The following is a 17,016-nucleotide window of genomic DNA, read 5'->3' as shown; positions in this document are numbered from 1 at the left end:
ACTTCCCTTTTCAAAGCTTTCTCGTCTGGCCGTTCTAGACGCCGAGATAGGCGTGGAGCTTGTCCATGTTGGCGGCAAGCTCCGAGTTCGAAAATCCGTCGATGATCTTGCCATGCTCGACGACGTAGTAGCGATCCGCAACCGTGGACGCGAACCGGAAATTCTGTTCGACCAGAAGAATCGTGAAGCCTTCCTTCTTCAGCCGCGCGATGGTGTGGCCGATCTGCTGGATGATGACGGGCGCAAGCCCCTCGGTCGGTTCGTCCAGCATCAGGAAGCTCGCGCCGGTGCGCAGGATGCGCGCGATCGCGAGCATCTGCTGTTCGCCGCCGGACAGCTTGGTGCCCTGGCTGTTGAGCCGTTCCTTCAGGTTCGGGAACAGATCGAAGATCTGCTCGAGGGGCAATCCGCCTTCGCGGACGACCGGCGGCAGCAACAAATTCTCCCGAACGTCGAGGCTGGAGAATATCCCCCGCTCTTCCGGACAGAACGCGATTCCCATCCGCGCGATCTTGTCGGAGGTCGTGCGGATGATCTCCTGATTGTTGAACTTCACCGAGCCGGCACGCTTGCCGATGATGCCCATGATCGACTTCAGCGTGGTGGTCTTGCCGGCGCCGTTGCGGCCGAGCAGCGTGACGACTTCGCCGGCATTCACGTCGAAATTGATGCCGTGCAGGATGTGCGACTCGCCATACCAGGCCTCCAGGTTGCGGACCTGAAGCACGTTGCCGCCGGTCGCCGCCTTGGCCGGGGCTTCCGCGGTTGCAGTCTCAGGCATGACCGGCTCCCAAATAGGCTTCCTTGACGCGCTCGTCCTTGGTGAGTTCGGCGTAATTGCCCTGCGCGAGCACCTGCCCGCGCGTCAGCACCGTGATGATGTCGGAGAGGTTGGCGACAACGCTCAGATTATGCTCGACCATCAGGATGGTATATTTCGCCGAGATGCGCTTGATCAGGGCCGCGATCTTGTCGATGTCTTCATGGCCCATGCCGGCCATCGGTTCGTCCAGGAGCATCATCTCCGGATCGAGCGCGAGCGTGGTCGCGATCTCGAGCGCCCGCTTGCGCCCATAGGGCATTTCGACCGCCGGCGTATTGGCGAATTCGCTGAGCCCGACGTCGTTGAGCAGTTCCAGCGCGCGGTTGTTGAAGCGGTTGAGCACCGACTTGGAGCGCCAGAAATCGAACGAGCTGCCATGCTGGCGCTGAAGCGCGACGCGGACGTTCTCCAATGCGGTGAGATGCGGAAATACCGCCGAGATCTGGAACGAGCGCACCAATCCCATGCGCGCAACGTCGGCCGGCGCCATCGCGGTGATGTCCTGTCCCTTGTAAAGGATCTTCCCGGCGGACGGCTTGAGGAATTTGGTCAAGAGGTTGAAGCACGTCGTCTTGCCGGCCCCGTTCGGACCGATCAACGCGTGAATGCTTCCACGGCGAACCTTGAGCGCAACGTCACGGACGGCGAAGAAGCCCGCGAACTCTTTGGTCAAGCCTTCGGTTTCGAGAATGAACTCATCGGCCAAACAAATCTCCCCCTCACGCGCGACGCGCTGGCCGCGCGTGGCTGTCCTTGTTGCATTGTTTCGGCGTTCCAAAGGGGCCTTGGAGCCCGCCCTGGAAACACCGCCTCCGGGCGCGGAATATGCCGGAGGTGACGGGGGTTAGGCAAGGCGGAAAGCTGAGCAGAGCAAGGCTCCGGCCGGGATACGGATGCTCCCTTAGTCGGAGGTGTTTGAGGTCGCCCTGCCCGGCCTGGCGGCTGTCGCGGCACCGGTCATCAAGCCGTCGTTAACGGTCTTTCGCCCGGCACACCAGCCTTCATAGAAAATTTTCCCGCGGCAGAGATCATGCGCGGGTTTTCACAGGGTCGGGAATATTGTTTTGGATTTCTCAAGCGCCGCTCCGTCCGTCGTCAAGTCGATCAAGCAGCGTGATCTCCTGAACACTTGGCTGCGGCTCTATGCGCGCCAGCAGACTGCACCGGCGATCTGGGAGTATCAGCCGACGCGGCTCGAGGAAGAGCTTTCCGATCTCATTTATTATACGGTGGATACGTCCGTATCGCCGCCTCGCCTCATCATTCAGAGCGAAGGGACGCGCATCTCGCGCGCCTACGGACATACCGGCAAGGGCGCCTCACTCGAGGAATACATCGGGGCCCAGCTGGTGCCTTTCGTGATGCCGGTCTACTACGAATGCGTGGCACGCGGACTTCCGGTCTACAGCATTGCCGACGTCGACGACATCTACGGTCGCGTCGTCGCGTACGAGCGACTGCTGCTGCCCTTTCTGACCGACGGCAAGGTCTGCCACATCATCGCCTCGCTCAAGACGTTCTGCGAGGACGGCGGTTTCGAGATCAAGAATCTGATGCGCGGAAATGACGCGCCGCCGCGTCCGAAGCTGCGAACCGTGATCGATCGCGACCTCTTTCATCGCACGCCCCACCGGATCGCGGACGCCGACGTGATCGAGTTCGCCGATCAACCCGCGCCCGGCGTCACCGCCGAGATCATCGAGTTGAACTAGCCGTCAACGCGACTTGGCGCCGACTTCCTTGGCATAGATGTCCGGCTTGAAGCCGACCAGGAGCTTGCTGCCGACCTCAAGGACCGGCCGCTTGATCATCGACGGCTGAGCCAGCATCAACGCCAGCGCCTTCTTCTCGGTCAGGCCTTCCTTGTCCGCATCGGGCAGCTTCTTGAAGGTCGTGCCGGCACGATTGAGCAGCGTCTCCCAGCCGAGCTTGTCGCTCCACTGCTTCAGCTTGTCCTTCTCGACACCTGCCGTCTTGTAGTCATGAAACTCATAGGCAATGCCATGGCTATCCAGCCACGTACGCGCCTTCTTCATGGTGTCACAGTTCTTGATGCCGTAGATGATGTTGGGCAAGTCCGGTTCCTCGCACATGCTTTGCGTGTTACGTCGGCCGCGGCGTTGTACGAAACTCTGGCTCGCGCCACAATATTCCAAGCGATGCCGCGAAATCCCTGAACGGACAGACCATGCACGTGACCCACGACTCCGCCGCTCCGGCGGCACCGACCATCGACTTCAACAGTTTCCTGGCGGTCGACATCCGCGTCGGCACCATCGTCGATGCCAAGCCGTTTCCGGAAGCGCGCAAGCCGGCCTTTCGCCTCTGGATCGACTTCGGTCCGGCGATCGGCGTGCGCAAGAGCTCGGCACAGATTACCGAGAACCATCCGCTCGAAACCCTGGTCGGACAACAGGTCGCGGCTGTCGTCAATTTCCCGCCCCGCCAGATCGGACCGGTCGTGTCGGAAGTGTTGACGCTCGGCTTCCCCGATGCCGAGGGCAAGGTCGTGCTGGTGCAGCCGAGCAAGCCCGTGCCGAACGGCGGACGGCTGTTCTAGCCGCGCCTGATCAGGGTCCGGCTGCCGGCCCGCTCGTCGCCGGATCCTTCTGTTTCCCGTGCCAACGGCCACCCGGACTTGACCAAAACCCGGCCGCGGTTTAAAAATGACTGACTGATCGTTTTTTATTTATTGCGCCTGCCGTAATCGTTGAGTTCGGCAAACGCCAAAACGATCGATCTGTCAGTTATTTGGGGAACGGCCGCGATGCCCAAGATCAGCGAGACGAAACGCGAAGGCCGGCGGCAGCAGATTCTCGAAGCCGCCCTCGCCTGCTTCTCAGAGGAAGGCTTTCACCAGACCGGCATGGCCGACATCGTGAAACGGTCCGGGCTGAGCCACGGCGCGGTCTATCTCTATTTCCAGAGCAAGGACGACCTGATCGAGGCGCTCGCCGACGACCGCCATCGCCGCGAAGCCGTGCTCAACTCGGTCGCGCAGGGATCGGGCGATCCGATCGAGGGCCTTCACGCGCTGACGCGGGTCTACGCGCAATGGCTCGTCGATCCCGCCGGCGATGCACGGCGGCGCGTCGGCATTCATGGCTGGGCCGAAGCCCTGCGCAACCAGCGCGTCCGCAGCAGCGTCATCGAGGGCATCGACATGCCGCGCGCCCTAATCGTCGCGCTGGTCGAGCGCGGCCAGCACGACGGCCTGCTCAGGCGCGACCTCGATGCCGACGCGATCGCGCGCGTGCTGATCGCGATCTTCCAGGGGTTCGTGCTGCAGAAGTGCTGGGGCCAGGCTTTCGACGTGGCCGCCTGCATGGCCGCGGTCGCGGGCGTGATCGACGGATTCCGGACGACAAGGCCGGATATCCGGCGACGAACCAGGACGTGAGCGATGTCAGAGATCCACGAGTTGCTTGCAGGTCTCGGCGTTGGCCTCGTCGGAGGGCTGACATCGGGCTTCATGGGGACCAGCCCGGGCGGCGGCCTCGTGATCTTCAGCGTGCTGCTTCTCGGCGCCGAACAGCATGTCGCCCAGGGTACGTCGCTGATCGCGCAGATACCGCCGACAGGCCTCGCCGGCGTGCGCCGCTACTGGCAAAGCGGCAATCACAGCCCTCTGGCGTGGATCGTCTGGATCGGAGTTGGATTTCTCGCTGGCGGAATAAGCGGAGGCTATGCCGCGGCCGCCGTGTCTGATTCATTCCTGCAATGGACCTACGCCCTTTACCTCGTTGCGCTGCTCGCGGCGCTGGCTCTGCGCGGCGAGAAGAAGGATGGGACCGGCGAGGCCGATGATCGACGCGAGTTGCCGTGGCTGCCGCTGCTGCTCATCGGCATGCTTGCCGGCTTCTCCTCCGGCTTCATGGGCATCGGCGGCGGCCTTGCGATCACGGTCGGCCTCGCCGCCGGCCTGCGGGTGCCGCAGCATCAGGCGCAACTGGTCAGCCTCATGTTCTCGGTCATCCCGACGAACATCCCGTCGGCCTGGATCTACTGGAGCAAGGGGCTCATGGCCGGCTGGCCGGCCATCATCGGCATCGTCGCCGGCCTGTGGGTCGGCACCGATCTCGGCGCGCGCCTTGCCAACGGTGTCAGCAAGCAACTATTGCGGCAGATGATGATCGGCTTCGTCTCGCTGATGGCGCTGTTCATGACATACAAGGCGCTGAACTGAAGCGCGATGGGCTCGCGCATCAAGCTCCAGCCTCACGGACGCTTTGGAATGTTGAGCCCGCGCTGCACGGCCGGACGCGCCAGCCCGCGGTCAAGCCAGGCCGCGACCGCCGCGAACTTCGTGAAGCCGACGAGATCGCCGGCGCCGTAGAAGCCGATCAGATTGCGCACCCAGCCGAGCAGGAAATATCGGCGATGGTGTAATCGTCGTCCATGAACCATTGCCGCCCGGCGAGATGCGTGTCCATGACGCCGAGCAGACGCGCGGACTCGGCCACATAACGCTCCAGCGGCCGCTTGTCCTCGAAATCCTTCCCCGCGAATTTATGGAAGAAGCCGACCTGGCCGAACATCGGCCCGATGCCGCCCATCTGGAAATGCACCCACTGGATGGCCTGATAGCGGCGCGCCGCGTCCTGAGGCAGCAGCTTGCCGGTTTTCTCCGCGAGGTATTGCAGGATCGCACCCGACTCGAACAGCGCCAGCGGCTTGCCGCCGGGACCGTTGGGATCGAGGATCGCCGGAATCTTGCCGTTCGGATTGAGCGAGAGATATTCCGGCGTCTTCTGGTCGTCCTTGCCGAAATCGACGAGATGAACCTCGTAAGGGAGTCCGATCTCCTCCAGCATGATCGAGACCTTGACGCCGTTCGGCGTCGGCAACGAATAGAGCTGGAGCAACTCCGGGTGTGTGGCCGGCCAGCGCTTGGTGATGGCAAAGGAGGACAGGTCGGACATCGGAACCCCGGCTTTTCGTGGAATGCCGCCTAATCTAGGCGAGCCGGAGCATGGCGCAAGACCGGGAGGTGGCTACACCCATGTCCTCCCGCGATGCCCGGTCACAGCGGCCGCAGCAGATGACTGACGGCATAGACCGCGTCGCGTTTCGCGCGCTGCTCGATGAAGAACTGCCCCGTGACGATCAATGCTCCGGTGAAGACAAGCGCGAGCATTGCGGTCGCGAGTTGGCTGACATCATTCATCGTGCGGACTTCCTCGTCATCGGTTCGCACGGTGAACGCAGGCCGGCCACCACGGTTCCTGCGCGCGTCAAAGAAATTGCCGTTTTTTCCCGATCTCAGCCACACAGCCGGCGGCCTTAATAATTGATCTCCATTCGCAAGCCGCGGGGGTCGATCTCGTCACCGCCGACGCGCCGGCTGCTGTCGCGCGCCGCGACCGCGCAGGCGCAGGCATCGATGAGATCGTCGCGGCCGATGCCGGTGCCATGGCGCAGGGTCAGCCATGTCGTCAGGCGCGCAAAGCCGCGTTGCTGCAGCAGCGCGATGCGCTGCTCGCGGCCTTCCGCCGACGTCTTCCTCGCGAGCCGGGCCTGCCCCGACAAATTCCAGAAGATCAATTCCGGATGTGCCTCGCCGACGATCGCCTGTCGGGCCGGCGTCATGATTGCGTCGACGTCCCTGATCTTGTCCCTGATGTTCCAGAGCTGCGCCGACACGCCCCTGCCCTTGCCCTCGTGCTCCCAATAGTGGCGGTTGGCCGTCGTCATGTCGGGAAACGTCCAGAGATCCCGGCGCGCGCCGAGAAACACGGCAGGGCCGACCAGCTCGCGGGCGCGCAGGTCGCACGTTCGGTAGCCGCTCCTGTTCAACCCGATCGGCATGTCGATCATCGCGCGCGCATGCGGCATCGCGAGCAACCGCGTCAGGTCCGGTCCGTAGTCGAACCCATGATCGCCGCGATCGTCGATCCAGGCCGCAACCCAGCCGAAGCGAAATCCGTCGAGGCCGAGATAATTTGGCAAACCAGACTTCCATTCTGCACGCCGGTATCGATGATGGGCGGGAGGCCGTTACCTCCCGCCCCCACCCATCATGTCGCCTTCCCGTCTCGATGGCGCTCGAACAGACGCTGCGCCAGCAATGCGTGGCCGAGCGTGCCGCCGGCGCGGACGGCAGCAGCGATCAGGGCGGCTTCCGCCACTTCCTCGCGTGTCGCTCCTGCCTTCGCCGCCTGCGCCGTATGCACGTCGAGACAATAGGCGCATTGCGTGGTGAGCGCGACCGCGAGCGAGATCAGTTCGCGATATTTCGGCGGGATCAGTCCGTCCTTGCGTTCGACCGCGTGGTTGAACGCAAGGAACGCATTGGCCTCGACCGGCGCGAGCGTCACGAAGGCCGGGATCGACTTCAGGTCGTCAGGGGTTTGGTAGCCGGTCATGTTTCATCTCGTCAGATATTCGCGCATCAGGGCGCGAGCACGATGCAGGCGAGCTTTCACGGTCTGCCTTGATGCATTGAGCGCGACGGCGATCTCCTCGATGGTCATTTCCTTGACATCGCGCATCAGCGCTACCTCACGGTAATGCGGCGGAAGCGCCTCGAAGGCAGCGGCGACATCGAGCCGCAAATCGGCCTCGGGGCGCGACAGCAACGCGGCCTCCGCCTCGCTCTCGTCGATCGAAGGCGCAAGACCCGCCTTGCGCGCCAGCCGCAGGCATTCGCGCCGGACCACGCTGAAGAGCCACGCCGAGACCGCAAGCAGCGAACGGATCGACCCGACATGGCGGGACAGGATCCACAGCGCTTCCTGCGCGGCATCTTCGGCGTCCGCCGAACTGCGGCAGGTGGCGCGGGCGTATCGGCGAATGTCGGGCTGCGCCGTTTCAAGCAGGCGGACGATCGCGTGGGGATCGCCGAGCCGCGCCGCCTCGAACAGATTGGGTGAGATCGCGGCCGTGCTCACGACATGCCTCCCCGCCCGATGCCCGCCACCGCGCACATCGGGCAATAGCCGACGAGGCCGGTCAGCGCGAAAGCGCTCCCGCCGAGCGCGACCAGCCATGCCGCCGCGCCGGTCAGATACACCAATGCCGCGACCGCCGTCGCAAGCCCTGCGGCGACCCGCGCCGCCTGGTGCAGGCCGCCGATGTTCTTCCTGTAAAATGCCATCATATCCTCCGGGATGGGCCGAGGCGGAGTGCCTCGATCACCAAGAGGGCGCGATGGCCGAAAAGGATTCGCGGGCGCCTGCAATTTTTTGCGGTCAGCCTCCGATAGCCTGATAGGCCAGACGCTTGAATTCGAAGAAGAACGGATTCCAGAAGCCCATATGGCGCTGCGCCATCAGCACGCCGGCGGTATTGGCCTGCGGGCAGATCCACCAATGCGTGCCGGCCAGGCCACCCCACTGGAATTCGCCTGTCGAGTTCGGAGGATCGAACGGCATCGGGGCGAAAGTCACGGCGCCGCCGAGCCCGAAGCCCTTGCCGGGCATCGGCCCGAGGTTCGCGAAACGGATGGTCTGGCCCGCTGGCAGCTGGTTAGTCATCATCTGCCGCAGCGTCTCCGGCTTCAGCAGCCCGTCCGGACTGCGCACCAGGGCGCGCATCAGCGCAAGCATGTCCGGCAACGTCGAAACCAGACCACCGCCGCCCGACAGCCGCGGGAGTGGCCGGCGATAGGCCTGCGGGTAAGGCAGGTTGTCGGCGCGAGTGAGCCCGGGCTTCATCGGATCGAGCACGTCGGCGCCGGTGTAGTGCGCGACCAGCCTGCCCTGCTGCGCCTCAGGCACGAAGAAGCCCGTATCCGTCATGCCGAGCGGATCGAAGATGCGCGCCTTGAAGAAGGCATCGAGCGGCTTTCCCGAGACGACCTCCACGACGCGGCCGAGCACGTCGGTCGCCACCGAATATTCCCAGGACGTGCCGGGATGATAAGACAGCGGCAGATCGGCGAGCTTGTCGATCATGTCGGTCAGCGGCGTCAGCGGATTGAGCACGCGTGCGTCGTTATAGCCTTTGAACAGCACCGTTCCTGGATCGAAGATGCCGTAACTGAGACCCGACGTGTGGGTCAGCAATTGCCGGATCGTGATGGGGCCGTTCGCCGGCTCGACATCGGCAAGGCTCGAAGCTCCTTGCTTCAGCACCTTGCGGTGGCCGAGCTGCGGCAGGAACATCTCGATGGGATCATCGAGCCCGATGCGGCCTTCCTCGACCAGCAGCATGATTGCGCAGGTCACGAAGATCTTGGTGTTGGAGAACGCGCGAAAGATATGGTCGGGCTGCAGCACCGTCCCGGCTTCGCGATCGGCAAAGCCGACACATTGCTGGTCGACGACCTCGTCGCCATGCATCACTGCCCAGGACACGCCGGGGACGATGTCCTGATCGACGTACCGTTGCATCGCCGTCCGCACGGCGGAAAAATCCTGCGACTTGTTTGTCGTCCTGGCATCCATGAATTGTCTCCTCCCCGAACTGGTTGAGATGGATATAACGCCGAATCGGCGGCAGGGAAGCCTGTCCACGCGAAACCTTCGAGGCTGAGGCAAGTCTCGCATTTTTGTTTCGCCGCGTGTTCATTCCGGAGCGAGCAACAGAGCGAAAAGCGCTGCAACTGTCCCGGCAAGACCTCGTTAAGCGCGCGACCTTTAGCCTCACACCCATGTTAGGCGTATCTTCAACATCATCAGGGGTGACCGGCAATGACATCGATCTCTGCGACATCGACCAGTTCTTATTCCCCGCTCGACCTGCTCAAGAGCGAGCTCACCAAGGAGGTTTCGGCGGGCACTATCAGTTCGAGCGACGAGTCGGCGCTTTCGTCCGCGCTTGACGACATCGACTCGGCGCTCAAGAGCGGCGGATCGAGTTCGAGCTCCTCGACGCCTCCTTCGCCCGACGAGATGCAGTCCAAGATCGACGACCTCATCCAGAACGAGGTGTCGAGCGGCAAGCTGACCAGCGACCAGGCCAGCGAGCTGAAGAACGTGTTCGCCAATACGTTCTCCAATGGAGCCGGCGCTCCGCCTCCGCCGGATGGAAGCAGCGACAGCTCGAGCAGCACGGATTCCACGTCTTCGTCGAGCTCCTCGTCCGCCAGCACCGCAGACCTGATGAAGGAGCTGATCTCGCTGCTCCAGAGCGCGACCAGCCAGTCGACCTCCTACAGCTCCAGCGGCACCAATTCGGCTTCGTCGGCATCGAGTTCGCTGCTCGTCGACTACCAGACCTGACCTTCGTGGCCACGTCCTCGCGATGGCGCGGCCCTACTCCTGCTTCATCAGCACGGTCACGTGCAGGCGGCGGCGAATGCGCATTCCCTGCCGCTCGTAGAGTGCGATCGCCGACGCATTGTTCGAGAACACGTGCAGGAATGGAATTTCCCCACGCGCCTCGATCTGGCGCGCGATGGCCGCGAGCAGCGCCTGCGCGTAGCCCCGTCCACGATGTGCGGGATGCACGCAGATCGCGGTCATCTCGGTGAAACGCCCGGGCTTCATGCGCTCTCCGGCCATCGCGACCAGTTCATCACCGGCACGGATGCCGAGGAACGTACCGAGCTCGTGGGTTCGAACGGCAAACGGCCCGGGCCTGGTCAACGCGGTCAACGCCACCATGGCAGGGACGTCGCTCGCACCGAGCCTGACGATCTCGGCGCCATGGAGTGCACTTTCAGCCGGCGAGCCGATCATCTGCTCTCCGGTCTCCGCCATGACGATCTTGAAGCCTGCGGGTGGAGCGACCGGGGCGAGCGTGAACAGCGCCGCAGCCTCCGAACCCGACAGGAGATCATGCAGCGCGGCAAAGCTTGACGCCGACATGTCCACCATGTCGGCGAACGGTGTCATCGCCACGGGATAGCGCAGTGCTTGCGGCCCGCCTTCCGCCAACGCCTTCTGGCGCGTCGTCAACGCGCTCCAGATCGGACGATCCAGCAGCGTCAGATCGCTGTCCGACACCGGATCCTATTCCTTGTCGAAGCTGACAATGACGGCGGCATTGGCGATGATGATGGCATCACTGCCTTGCTCGGCCGGAATCTCGAGTCCACCCTTCACCGCGTTCACCGTGACCGTTCCGTAGGGCAGCTCCTTGGCCACGGCATCCTTGTCGACGGCTTCCGGATTGGGCACGGCGACCGTCACGTCGACGAACATGTCGTTCGCGGTTTTTCCGATCATCCGGAAGAACCCCAAGCTCGAATGCCTGATGGCGTCCGACACCGCGCGTTTGGCCGCCTTGGTGGCGTCCTTGCCGTGGACGTCGACGCCCATCCCCATCTCGGTAATGCAGCGAACGCGGGTCATGCTTCAGTCCTGTCGTTGATTGGATGATCGCGATTGTCTGCGATCGATGATCGCGACACAAGCACGGTTGTGGCATTTTGCTGGGCGCAATCGCGGCGTCCGCCACCGCGAGCACGGCAATTCACGGTGTTCGCGACGGTTTCAGGCAAACTACGCCTTTGTCTTCTCGTGCGCCCGCAGTTCGTCGACCAGCACCCGCACGTTCTCCGAATAGTCGACCGGGATCGAGACGAGGTGCACGCCGCCGTCCCTGAAGGCCGCATCCAGCGTCGGACCGAAGCTATCTATACTTTCGATGCGATGCCCCTTGGCGCCATAGGCCTTCGCGTAGGTGACGAAATCGGGATTGCCGAACGTCATGCCGAAATCGGCGAAGCGATCGACGGCCTGCTTCCAGCGGATCATGCCGTAGGCGTGATCCTCGAGCACCAGCACCACGAGATTGAGCTTGAGGCGGACGGCCGTTTCCATCTCCTGGCTGTTCATCATGAAGCCGCCGTCGCCGGCGACCGCGAGCACACGACGGTCGGGATGGAGCATCGCGGCCATCATGGCCGACGGCAGACCGGCGCCCATCGTTGCCAGCGCATTGTCGAGCAGCAGCGTATTGGCGACACGGGTCCGGTAGTTGCGCGCGAACCAGATCTTGTACATGCCGTTGTCGAGCGCGACGATGCCGTTCTCCGGCATCACCTGGCGGACGTCGTGCACGATGCGCTGCGGCGTCGGCGGCCAGCGCGCCTCGGTCGCGCGATCGGCGATGTGGCTGAGGATCGTCTCGCGCAGCGGCAGCAGCGCGGCCGCTTGCGGCAACTTGCCTTCGACGCGATCGGCCAGCAATTCGAGGCTCGGGCCGACGTCGCCGACGACCTCCGCATCGGGAAAATAGACCTGCTCGACGCTTGCCGGCGTATAGCTGACGTGGATCACCTTCGGACCCGCAGGGCCCATGATGAAGGGCGGCTTCTCGACGGGATCATGGCCGATCGCGACGATCAGGTCGGCCGCATCGATCGCGTCATGGACGTAGTCGCGCTCGGACAGCGCGGCGGTGCCCATGTAGAGATTGGTGCCGCCGGGGACGGTGCCCTTCCCCATTTGCGTCGTGAAGAACGGAATGCCGGTCCGCCGCACGAATCTGGCGATTCCGTGGGTTGAGTGCGGCCGGCTCGTGGCCGCCCCCATCATCACCAACGGACGCCTCGCCGCCAGGATCATCGCGGCGGCAGCGTCGAGCGCCATGCCATGGGCAACGGGGATTTCGATCGGATGGATCGGGATCACGGGAACAGAAGGCACTTCATCGCCCGCGATGTCCTCGGGCAGTTCGAGATGCACCGGTCCGGGCCGCTCCTCCATCGCCACACGAAAGGCATCGCGCACCACGGTCGGAATGCTGGAGGCGCTGACGATCTGCCGGGACAGCTTGGTGAGCGGCTTCATGGTCGCGACGACGTCGACGATCTGGAAGCGTGCCTGCCGGCTGCTCATGATCGGCTTCTGGCCGGTGATCAGGATCATCGGCATCGCACCAAGATGCGCATAGGCCGCGCCTGTCGACAGGTTCAGCGCGCCGGGACCAAGCGTCGAAAGACAAACGCCGGGCCTGCCCGTCAACCGTCCATGCGTGGCAGCCATGAAGGCGGCGGCCTGTTCATGGCGGGTCAGGATCAATTCAATTCTGGAGGTGCGCAGCGATTCCACCAGATCGAGGTTTTCCTCACCGGGAATGCCGAAGATGCGATCGACGCCTTCATTTTCCAGCGCCGCGACGAACAGATCCGACCCCTTTGCCGTACGTGCCTCTCCGCTCATGCCGCCTCCCGCTCACTGTGCAACTCCCGTTGTCGGGGAGCGGATGCATGGTAGCTGCCTGTCGGTTCGGTACAACTCACAATGCGGCGCGTCGGACACGGATGATCATGTTGGTTCCGACCTCCGGTGAGAGGTTCATGGTCCGGGCACATTGCAAGCTCTCGCTGCCCGGAGCAATTCCGGGCTGCGAGAGCAGAATTTTACGCCGATGCGCGACGGCTCACCGCACCTTCAACGACAGTTCGGTGCCGCCCTTGAGCGGCAGCGTCATCGAGACGAAGCCGTTCCCGGGATCGCGGATGAAGGCAAGGTAGTCCGGCTCGGCATTGTCGTTCATGACGTAACCGCCGACGAGAAGCTGGGGGGCGACGATCTCGATCACCTCCCGCGCCAGCGAGGGTCCGTCCTCCCGCGGCCAGCCATCGATCAGGATGAAGTCGACGGGGCCACCGAGATCGCGCAGCGTTTTCCGCGCGTCGCCCTCGCGGATCTCGGCGTAGTCCGACAGACCCGCCTCTGCGAGGTTGCGCCTTGCGGTTTCGACCTTCGCCGGCACGATCTCCGATCCGATCACGATCCCACCGCCATTGTCGCGCATGGCCGCCGCGAAATAGAGCGTCGACATGCCGACCGAGGTTGCGAACTCGGCAACGCGCGTGGCGCGCAGGCCGCGGCACAGCATGTAGATCAGTTCGCCCTGTTCGGGATGGATCGAGAAGCCCTGCTCGACATAGGCGTGCGGATCGCGGCTGTTGAACGATCCGCGCGGGCCGCCACCCGGAGGCCGCTGCCGCGCGCCGTGCATGCGCGCGATCACGGCGTTGATGCGTGGATCCCCGATCGGGCCATGCCATTGCTCATTCGTCATGCTGCTGCGTCCTTGAAGCGTCACTTGCCGAGGATTTCGGCCGCGGCGCGGTCCAATATCCCGGCGACACGCCGCGCCTCGGCGGAATCGCAGCCGTGCTTGCTGCGCAGCGCGCGCTTCAGACCGTGGCGGGCGCGGTGCAATTCGTCCGATGCATCGCCGTCGAGATCGCTGACGCCGGCAAAGGCCTCGCGGACCTCGTCCATGCGGCGCCCGATGCGCGTCAACGCCTGAAGGATCGTCTCCGCAGTCGCGTGGTTCGCCGAGAGATGCGCCTCGCCCTGCGGCGTGATGCTGTAGAGCTTGCGGCCGCCATCCTGCTCGACGCTGGCATGCCCGACCTCTTCGAGGTAGGTCAGAGCCGGATAGATCACACCCGGGCTCGGCGTGTAGAAGCCATCCGAGCGTTCCTCGACAATCTTGATGAGCTCGTAGCCGTGCGCGGGCTTTTCGGCGAGCAGCGCCAGGATGACGAGCTGAAGATCCTCGGAGGACAGCCGCCGCGCGCCCGGAAAATCGCCGCCGCCGCCGCGCCCGAAAAAGCCGTGCCCGCCACGACCAAAGCGGCGTCCTCCGCCGTGCCGGCCCATCGCAAGCATGAACCGGAAGTCCCTTTCGTCCCGATTGTGGAACATATCTTACGTCTCCTTCTCAAAACATATCTTACGATATTATTTGAGATAGTAAGATCGCAACCCACAAATCCGTGATCGGACAGCGAAGGAGACCCGCCGAGGGAGCCGCGCCAGCGCTCACTCCGCCGCTTCGCTATGCGGCACACCATGCTCGACCTCGATCTGGAGGATGTCGTTGAAGCGGTTGAAGGCGCCGCAGAGCGCGATCCGCCACGTCAGCTCGACAATCTGCGCTTCGGAGAAATGCGCGCGCAGGCGGCCAAAGATCTCGTCGCGGGTCTTGTTCCAGTTGTTCGTGACGGCGATGGAATATTCGACGACGAGCTTGTCGAGTTCATCGAGCTCCGGGTGATCGCTGTAGTCGACGAGGCGCGCCGCCCCCTCCTCCGAGACGCCCTGCACCGCCAACTTGGGCGCATGGTGCGAGACGCAGTAGTCACACTTGTTGAGCAACGACACCGTGACCAGTGCGAGCTCCAGATGGCGTTTCGAGACCAGACCTTCGCTCGCGAGATCGACCAGCAGGGACCACATGTGCTTGAAGATCGGGAGCCGATGCGCCATGACACCGGCTTGGTTCTCGAAGGCACCGTAGCTAGCCATCTTGTCCCACAGCGGCTTCAGCGTCTCAGGCAGATCGTCCCTGGTCTTGATCGAAACTCGCGACATGACATTTCATCCCCGGTTGGACACCACATGCTGCCACAACGGCGCGCGCGTGTCCCGTTCCGTAGCCGCGGCCGCATGACTCCGAAGACGTTTGAAGCACGCTGCCTGCGCCTGCCCGCCGTTACCAAGGTGGTGCAGTGGGAGGGCACTTCCGTGTTCAAGGTCGGCGGCAAGATGTTCGCACTTGGCGGCGGGTTCGCCGCGCGGTCCGGCGGCTACATGTTCAAAGTCTCGAACATGGCCTACGCAATGCTGATCGAACACGGCCTCGCACGACCCGCGCCCTACCTCGCGCGCGCCAAATGGGTGCAGCTCGTCAGCAACAACGCTCTGCCCGATGCAGAACTCACCGCCTACCTGGCGCAGGCCCATGCGCTGATCGCGGCAAAGCTCACGCGCAAGTCGCGCAAATCCCTGGAGCTGGACTGAGCGCGAGCCGCCTCAAGACTTGTTCTTTGCGAGCCCGGTGTTGCGCAGGAGATTGTCGCGCAAACGACTCACCGTCTGCTGCACCACCGGAAAATCGTCACCGAGGCCCGTCGCCTTGACGAGGGACCCGCTGAGCCCTTGCTCGACCAGCTTGTGTCCATCGGGCGTGAGACTCACCCGGACCTGCCGCTCGTCGGCGGGATCGCGGTGGCGCCTGATGTATCCCGTCTGCTCGAGCTTCTTGAGGATGGGCGTCAGCGTGTTGGATTCCAGGAACAGCTTTTCGCCGAGCGCGCTGACGGTCTGCTCATCCTCGTCCGACAACGCCACCAGGGCGATGTACTGGGTGTAGGTCAATCCGACCTTGTCCAGCAGCGGCTTGTAGGCCCGGCCGAAGGCGAGATTGGCCGAATAGACCGCAAAGCACAGAAAACTCGAAAGTTTTCGGCCTTTTCCGGCAGGTTTGGGTTTACGGGCCACGGGAACCTCCGCAATTCGTGATCTGGTCCACCATATAAATCGTGTGCGATTAAATCGGAAGGGCTTGACCAGGCGGCAGCCGGGCTTATTTCAGCCGCACCCGATTAACTCGGATGCGATCTAATATAACTTGAGCCAAGGAATATGCCCATGACTTCCGCTGCGAAAGTTCTGTTTACCGGCAAGACCCACGTCACTTCCGGCCCTGACGGCGCCGCGCGCTCCAGCGACGGCTTCGTCGACATCAAGCTCGCCCAGCCGCACCCCGCCGCCGAAAACCTGTTCGCGGCGGCCTGGTCCGCCTGCTACCTCGGCGCACTCGGATTGGCAGCCGCCCAGCGCAAGGTTACGCTGCCGAGCGAGCCGTCGGTCGATACCGCGATCGACCTGAACAATGCCAGTGGGGGCTTCTTCCTGCGCGCGCGTCTCGACGTCAGCGTCCCAGGTGTCGACCGGGCGGTTGCGCAGGAGTTGATCGAGGCAGCGCATGGCATCTGCCCCTATTCCAAGGCTGTGCACGGCAACATCGAAGTGACCACGACCCTCGTCTGAACGGTGCGACACGGGCCGGCCTGCATCGGCCGGACCCGCGACGCGGACCATCGATCGATCGACCATACTGAGCTGACCATGAGCCATCGTTATCTGCAGACCCTTCGAGTGCTGTCGAGCGCGGTTCTGCTCGCGGCGAACATCTACACTCTTCCGGCAGCGGCAGCGCAGGCGGGCGTCACGCGCACCGATCTGCAACGGCACGACCTCAGCACGCCCGGCCGCGAGGCCGTGCAGGTCCGCGTCGACCTCGCTCCCGGCGTGGCATTCGGCCGGCACACTCACCCCGGCGAGGAGATCATCTACGTGCTTGCGGGCGCCATCGAGTACGACGTCGACGGCAAGCCGCCGGTGATTTTGAAGGCGGGCGACGTTCTGTTCATCCCGGCCGGCACCGTGCATGCGGCGAAGAACGTCGGCCAGGACACCGCGAGCGAGCTCGCGACCTATATCGTCGCCAAGGGCAAGCCGCTATTGACGCTTGTGAAGTGATCGCGGCCGTCAAGA

At 63.6% G+C, this 17,016-nt stretch carries 24 protein-coding genes and 1 pseudogene; 8 read left to right on the top strand and 17 right to left on the bottom strand.

Annotation, left to right across the window (positions count from 1 at the left end):
- Positions 1-34: 34 nt before the first annotated feature.
- Both QM712_RS11070 and QM712_RS11065 read right to left on the bottom strand, forming a co-directional pair.
- Positions 35-781, bottom strand: coding sequence for an ABC transporter ATP-binding protein (locus QM712_RS11070; protein WP_415023133.1), 747 nt, complete (start codon positions 779-781; stop codon positions 35-37).
- The gene (locus QM712_RS11065) at positions 774-1,529 is read right to left on the bottom strand and encodes an ABC transporter ATP-binding protein (protein WP_254118694.1); all 756 of its coding nucleotides are present in this window, start codon (positions 1,527-1,529) and stop codon (positions 774-776) included. The genes QM712_RS11070 and QM712_RS11065 overlap by 8 nt, the downstream gene beginning before the upstream one ends.
- A 358-nt stretch (positions 1,530-1,887) precedes the next feature.
- Here QM712_RS11065 and QM712_RS11060 point away from each other — a divergent pair, with 358 nt between their 5' ends.
- Entirely contained in the window at positions 1,888-2,535 is a 648-nt protein-coding gene (locus QM712_RS11060) for a hypothetical protein (protein ID WP_415023132.1), read from the top strand.
- Positions 2,536-2,538: 3 nt separating this feature from the next.
- Here the strand turns inward: QM712_RS11060 and QM712_RS11055 are convergent, their stop codons facing one another.
- Positions 2,539-2,898, bottom strand: coding sequence for an ArsC family reductase (locus QM712_RS11055; protein WP_415023131.1), 360 nt, complete (start codon positions 2,896-2,898; stop codon positions 2,539-2,541).
- A 113-nt stretch (positions 2,899-3,011) separates the two neighbouring features.
- On the opposite strand from QM712_RS11055, the gene QM712_RS11050 reads away from it, so the two are divergent.
- The 3 genes from QM712_RS11050 to QM712_RS11040 all read left to right on the top strand — a co-directional run bounded on the left by QM712_RS11050 (position 3,012) and on the right by QM712_RS11040 (position 5,009).
- A complete protein-coding gene (locus QM712_RS11050) occupies positions 3,012-3,383 on the top strand; it encodes a tRNA-binding protein (protein ID WP_415023130.1) in 372 nt (123 codons plus the stop codon).
- 207 nt (positions 3,384-3,590) lie between these two features.
- On the top strand, positions 3,591-4,223 hold the full coding sequence (locus QM712_RS11045) for a TetR/AcrR family transcriptional regulator (RefSeq protein ID WP_415023129.1): 633 nt from the start codon (positions 3,591-3,593) through the stop codon (positions 4,221-4,223).
- 3 nt (positions 4,224-4,226) lie between these two features.
- Complete coding sequence (locus tag QM712_RS11040) at positions 4,227-5,009, top strand: sulfite exporter TauE/SafE family protein (protein ID WP_415023128.1); 783 nt, start codon at positions 4,227-4,229, stop codon at positions 5,007-5,009.
- A gap of 32 nt (positions 5,010-5,041) precedes the next feature.
- Here the strand turns inward: QM712_RS11040 and QM712_RS11035 are convergent.
- The 7 genes and pseudogenes from QM712_RS11035 to QM712_RS11005 all read right to left on the bottom strand — a co-directional run bounded on the left by QM712_RS11035 (position 5,042) and on the right by QM712_RS11005 (position 9,210).
- Positions 5,042-5,745 (bottom strand): annotated as a pseudogene (locus QM712_RS11035) (glutathione S-transferase family protein).
- Positions 5,746-5,846: 101 nt separating this feature from the next.
- The gene (locus tag QM712_RS11030) at positions 5,847-5,990 is read right to left on the bottom strand and encodes a hypothetical protein (RefSeq protein ID WP_415023127.1); all 144 of its coding nucleotides are present in this window, start codon (positions 5,988-5,990) and stop codon (positions 5,847-5,849) included.
- Between the two features lie 116 nt (positions 5,991-6,106).
- Entirely contained in the window at positions 6,107-6,772 is a 666-nt protein-coding gene (locus QM712_RS11025) for a DUF429 domain-containing protein (protein ID WP_415023126.1), read from the bottom strand.
- Positions 6,773-6,840: 68 nt separating this feature from the next.
- Entirely contained in the window at positions 6,841-7,188 is a 348-nt protein-coding gene (locus QM712_RS11020; protein ID WP_415023125.1) for a carboxymuconolactone decarboxylase family protein, read from the bottom strand.
- A 3-nt stretch (positions 7,189-7,191) separates the two neighbouring features.
- Positions 7,192-7,713: an RNA polymerase sigma factor gene (locus tag QM712_RS11015; RefSeq protein WP_415023124.1), complete on the bottom strand. Its 522-nt coding sequence runs from the start codon at positions 7,711-7,713 to the stop codon at positions 7,192-7,194.
- Entirely contained in the window at positions 7,710-7,919 is a 210-nt protein-coding gene (locus tag QM712_RS11010; RefSeq protein ID WP_415023123.1) for a DUF2892 domain-containing protein, read from the bottom strand. Before QM712_RS11010 ends, QM712_RS11015 begins: the two co-directional genes overlap by 4 nt.
- A 94-nt stretch (positions 7,920-8,013) precedes the next feature.
- Positions 8,014-9,210, bottom strand: a complete 1,197-nt coding sequence (locus tag QM712_RS11005) for a serine hydrolase domain-containing protein (protein WP_415023122.1) — start codon at positions 9,208-9,210, stop codon at positions 8,014-8,016.
- A 246-nt stretch (positions 9,211-9,456) separates the two neighbouring features.
- On the opposite strand from QM712_RS11005, the gene QM712_RS11000 reads away from it, so the two are divergent.
- Complete coding sequence (locus tag QM712_RS11000) at positions 9,457-9,987, top strand: hypothetical protein (protein ID WP_415023121.1); 531 nt, start codon at positions 9,457-9,459, stop codon at positions 9,985-9,987.
- Between the two features lie 33 nt (positions 9,988-10,020).
- On the opposite strand, the gene QM712_RS10995 is transcribed toward QM712_RS11000, so the two are convergent.
- The 6 genes from QM712_RS10995 to QM712_RS10970 form a co-directional block, all read right to left on the bottom strand.
- Complete coding sequence (locus QM712_RS10995; RefSeq protein WP_415023120.1) at positions 10,021-10,713, bottom strand: GNAT family N-acetyltransferase; 693 nt, start codon at positions 10,711-10,713, stop codon at positions 10,021-10,023.
- 6 nt (positions 10,714-10,719) lie between these two features.
- Positions 10,720-11,061 (bottom strand): Lin0512 family protein, encoded by a 342-nt coding sequence (locus QM712_RS10990; RefSeq protein WP_415023119.1) that lies wholly within the window; start codon positions 11,059-11,061, stop codon positions 10,720-10,722.
- A 150-nt stretch (positions 11,062-11,211) separates the two neighbouring features.
- The gene (locus tag QM712_RS10985; protein WP_415023118.1) at positions 11,212-12,876 is read right to left on the bottom strand and encodes an acetolactate synthase large subunit; all 1,665 of its coding nucleotides are present in this window, start codon (positions 12,874-12,876) and stop codon (positions 11,212-11,214) included.
- Between the two features lie 220 nt (positions 12,877-13,096).
- Complete coding sequence (locus tag QM712_RS10980) at positions 13,097-13,744, bottom strand: O-methyltransferase (RefSeq protein WP_415023117.1); 648 nt, start codon at positions 13,742-13,744, stop codon at positions 13,097-13,099.
- Between the two features lie 20 nt (positions 13,745-13,764).
- Positions 13,765-14,379 carry a PadR family transcriptional regulator gene (locus tag QM712_RS10975; RefSeq protein WP_415023116.1) on the bottom strand — a complete coding sequence of 205 codons (615 nt, stop codon included), beginning with the start codon at positions 14,377-14,379 and terminating at the stop codon, positions 13,765-13,767.
- A 117-nt stretch (positions 14,380-14,496) separates the two neighbouring features.
- On the bottom strand, positions 14,497-15,048 hold the full coding sequence (locus QM712_RS10970; RefSeq protein ID WP_415023115.1) for a carboxymuconolactone decarboxylase family protein: 552 nt from the start codon (positions 15,046-15,048) through the stop codon (positions 14,497-14,499).
- A 75-nt stretch (positions 15,049-15,123) separates the two neighbouring features.
- Between QM712_RS10970 and QM712_RS10965 the strand changes: the two genes are divergently transcribed.
- Positions 15,124-15,477, top strand: coding sequence for an MmcQ/YjbR family DNA-binding protein (locus QM712_RS10965; RefSeq protein ID WP_415023114.1), 354 nt, complete (start codon positions 15,124-15,126; stop codon positions 15,475-15,477).
- Between the two features lie 12 nt (positions 15,478-15,489).
- Here the strand turns inward: QM712_RS10965 and QM712_RS10960 are convergent, their stop codons facing one another.
- Complete coding sequence (locus QM712_RS10960) at positions 15,490-15,957, bottom strand: MarR family winged helix-turn-helix transcriptional regulator (protein ID WP_415023113.1); 468 nt, start codon at positions 15,955-15,957, stop codon at positions 15,490-15,492.
- A 150-nt stretch (positions 15,958-16,107) separates the two neighbouring features.
- Between QM712_RS10960 and QM712_RS10955 the strand changes: the two genes are divergently transcribed.
- Together QM712_RS10955 and QM712_RS10950 are read left to right on the top strand one after the other, a co-directional pair.
- The gene (locus QM712_RS10955) at positions 16,108-16,509 is read left to right on the top strand and encodes an Ohr family peroxiredoxin (RefSeq protein ID WP_415023112.1); all 402 of its coding nucleotides are present in this window, start codon (positions 16,108-16,110) and stop codon (positions 16,507-16,509) included.
- Between the two features lie 78 nt (positions 16,510-16,587).
- Positions 16,588-17,001, top strand: a complete 414-nt coding sequence (locus QM712_RS10950; RefSeq protein ID WP_415023111.1) for a cupin domain-containing protein — start codon at positions 16,588-16,590, stop codon at positions 16,999-17,001.
- Positions 17,002-17,016: the final 15 nt, after the last annotated feature.

This window comes from Bradyrhizobium sp. (assembly GCF_047605465.1).
In the GTDB taxonomy this organism is placed as follows: domain Bacteria; phylum Pseudomonadota; class Alphaproteobacteria; order Rhizobiales; family Xanthobacteraceae; genus Bradyrhizobium.
This window is presented reverse-complemented; position numbering and strand designations above follow the sequence as displayed.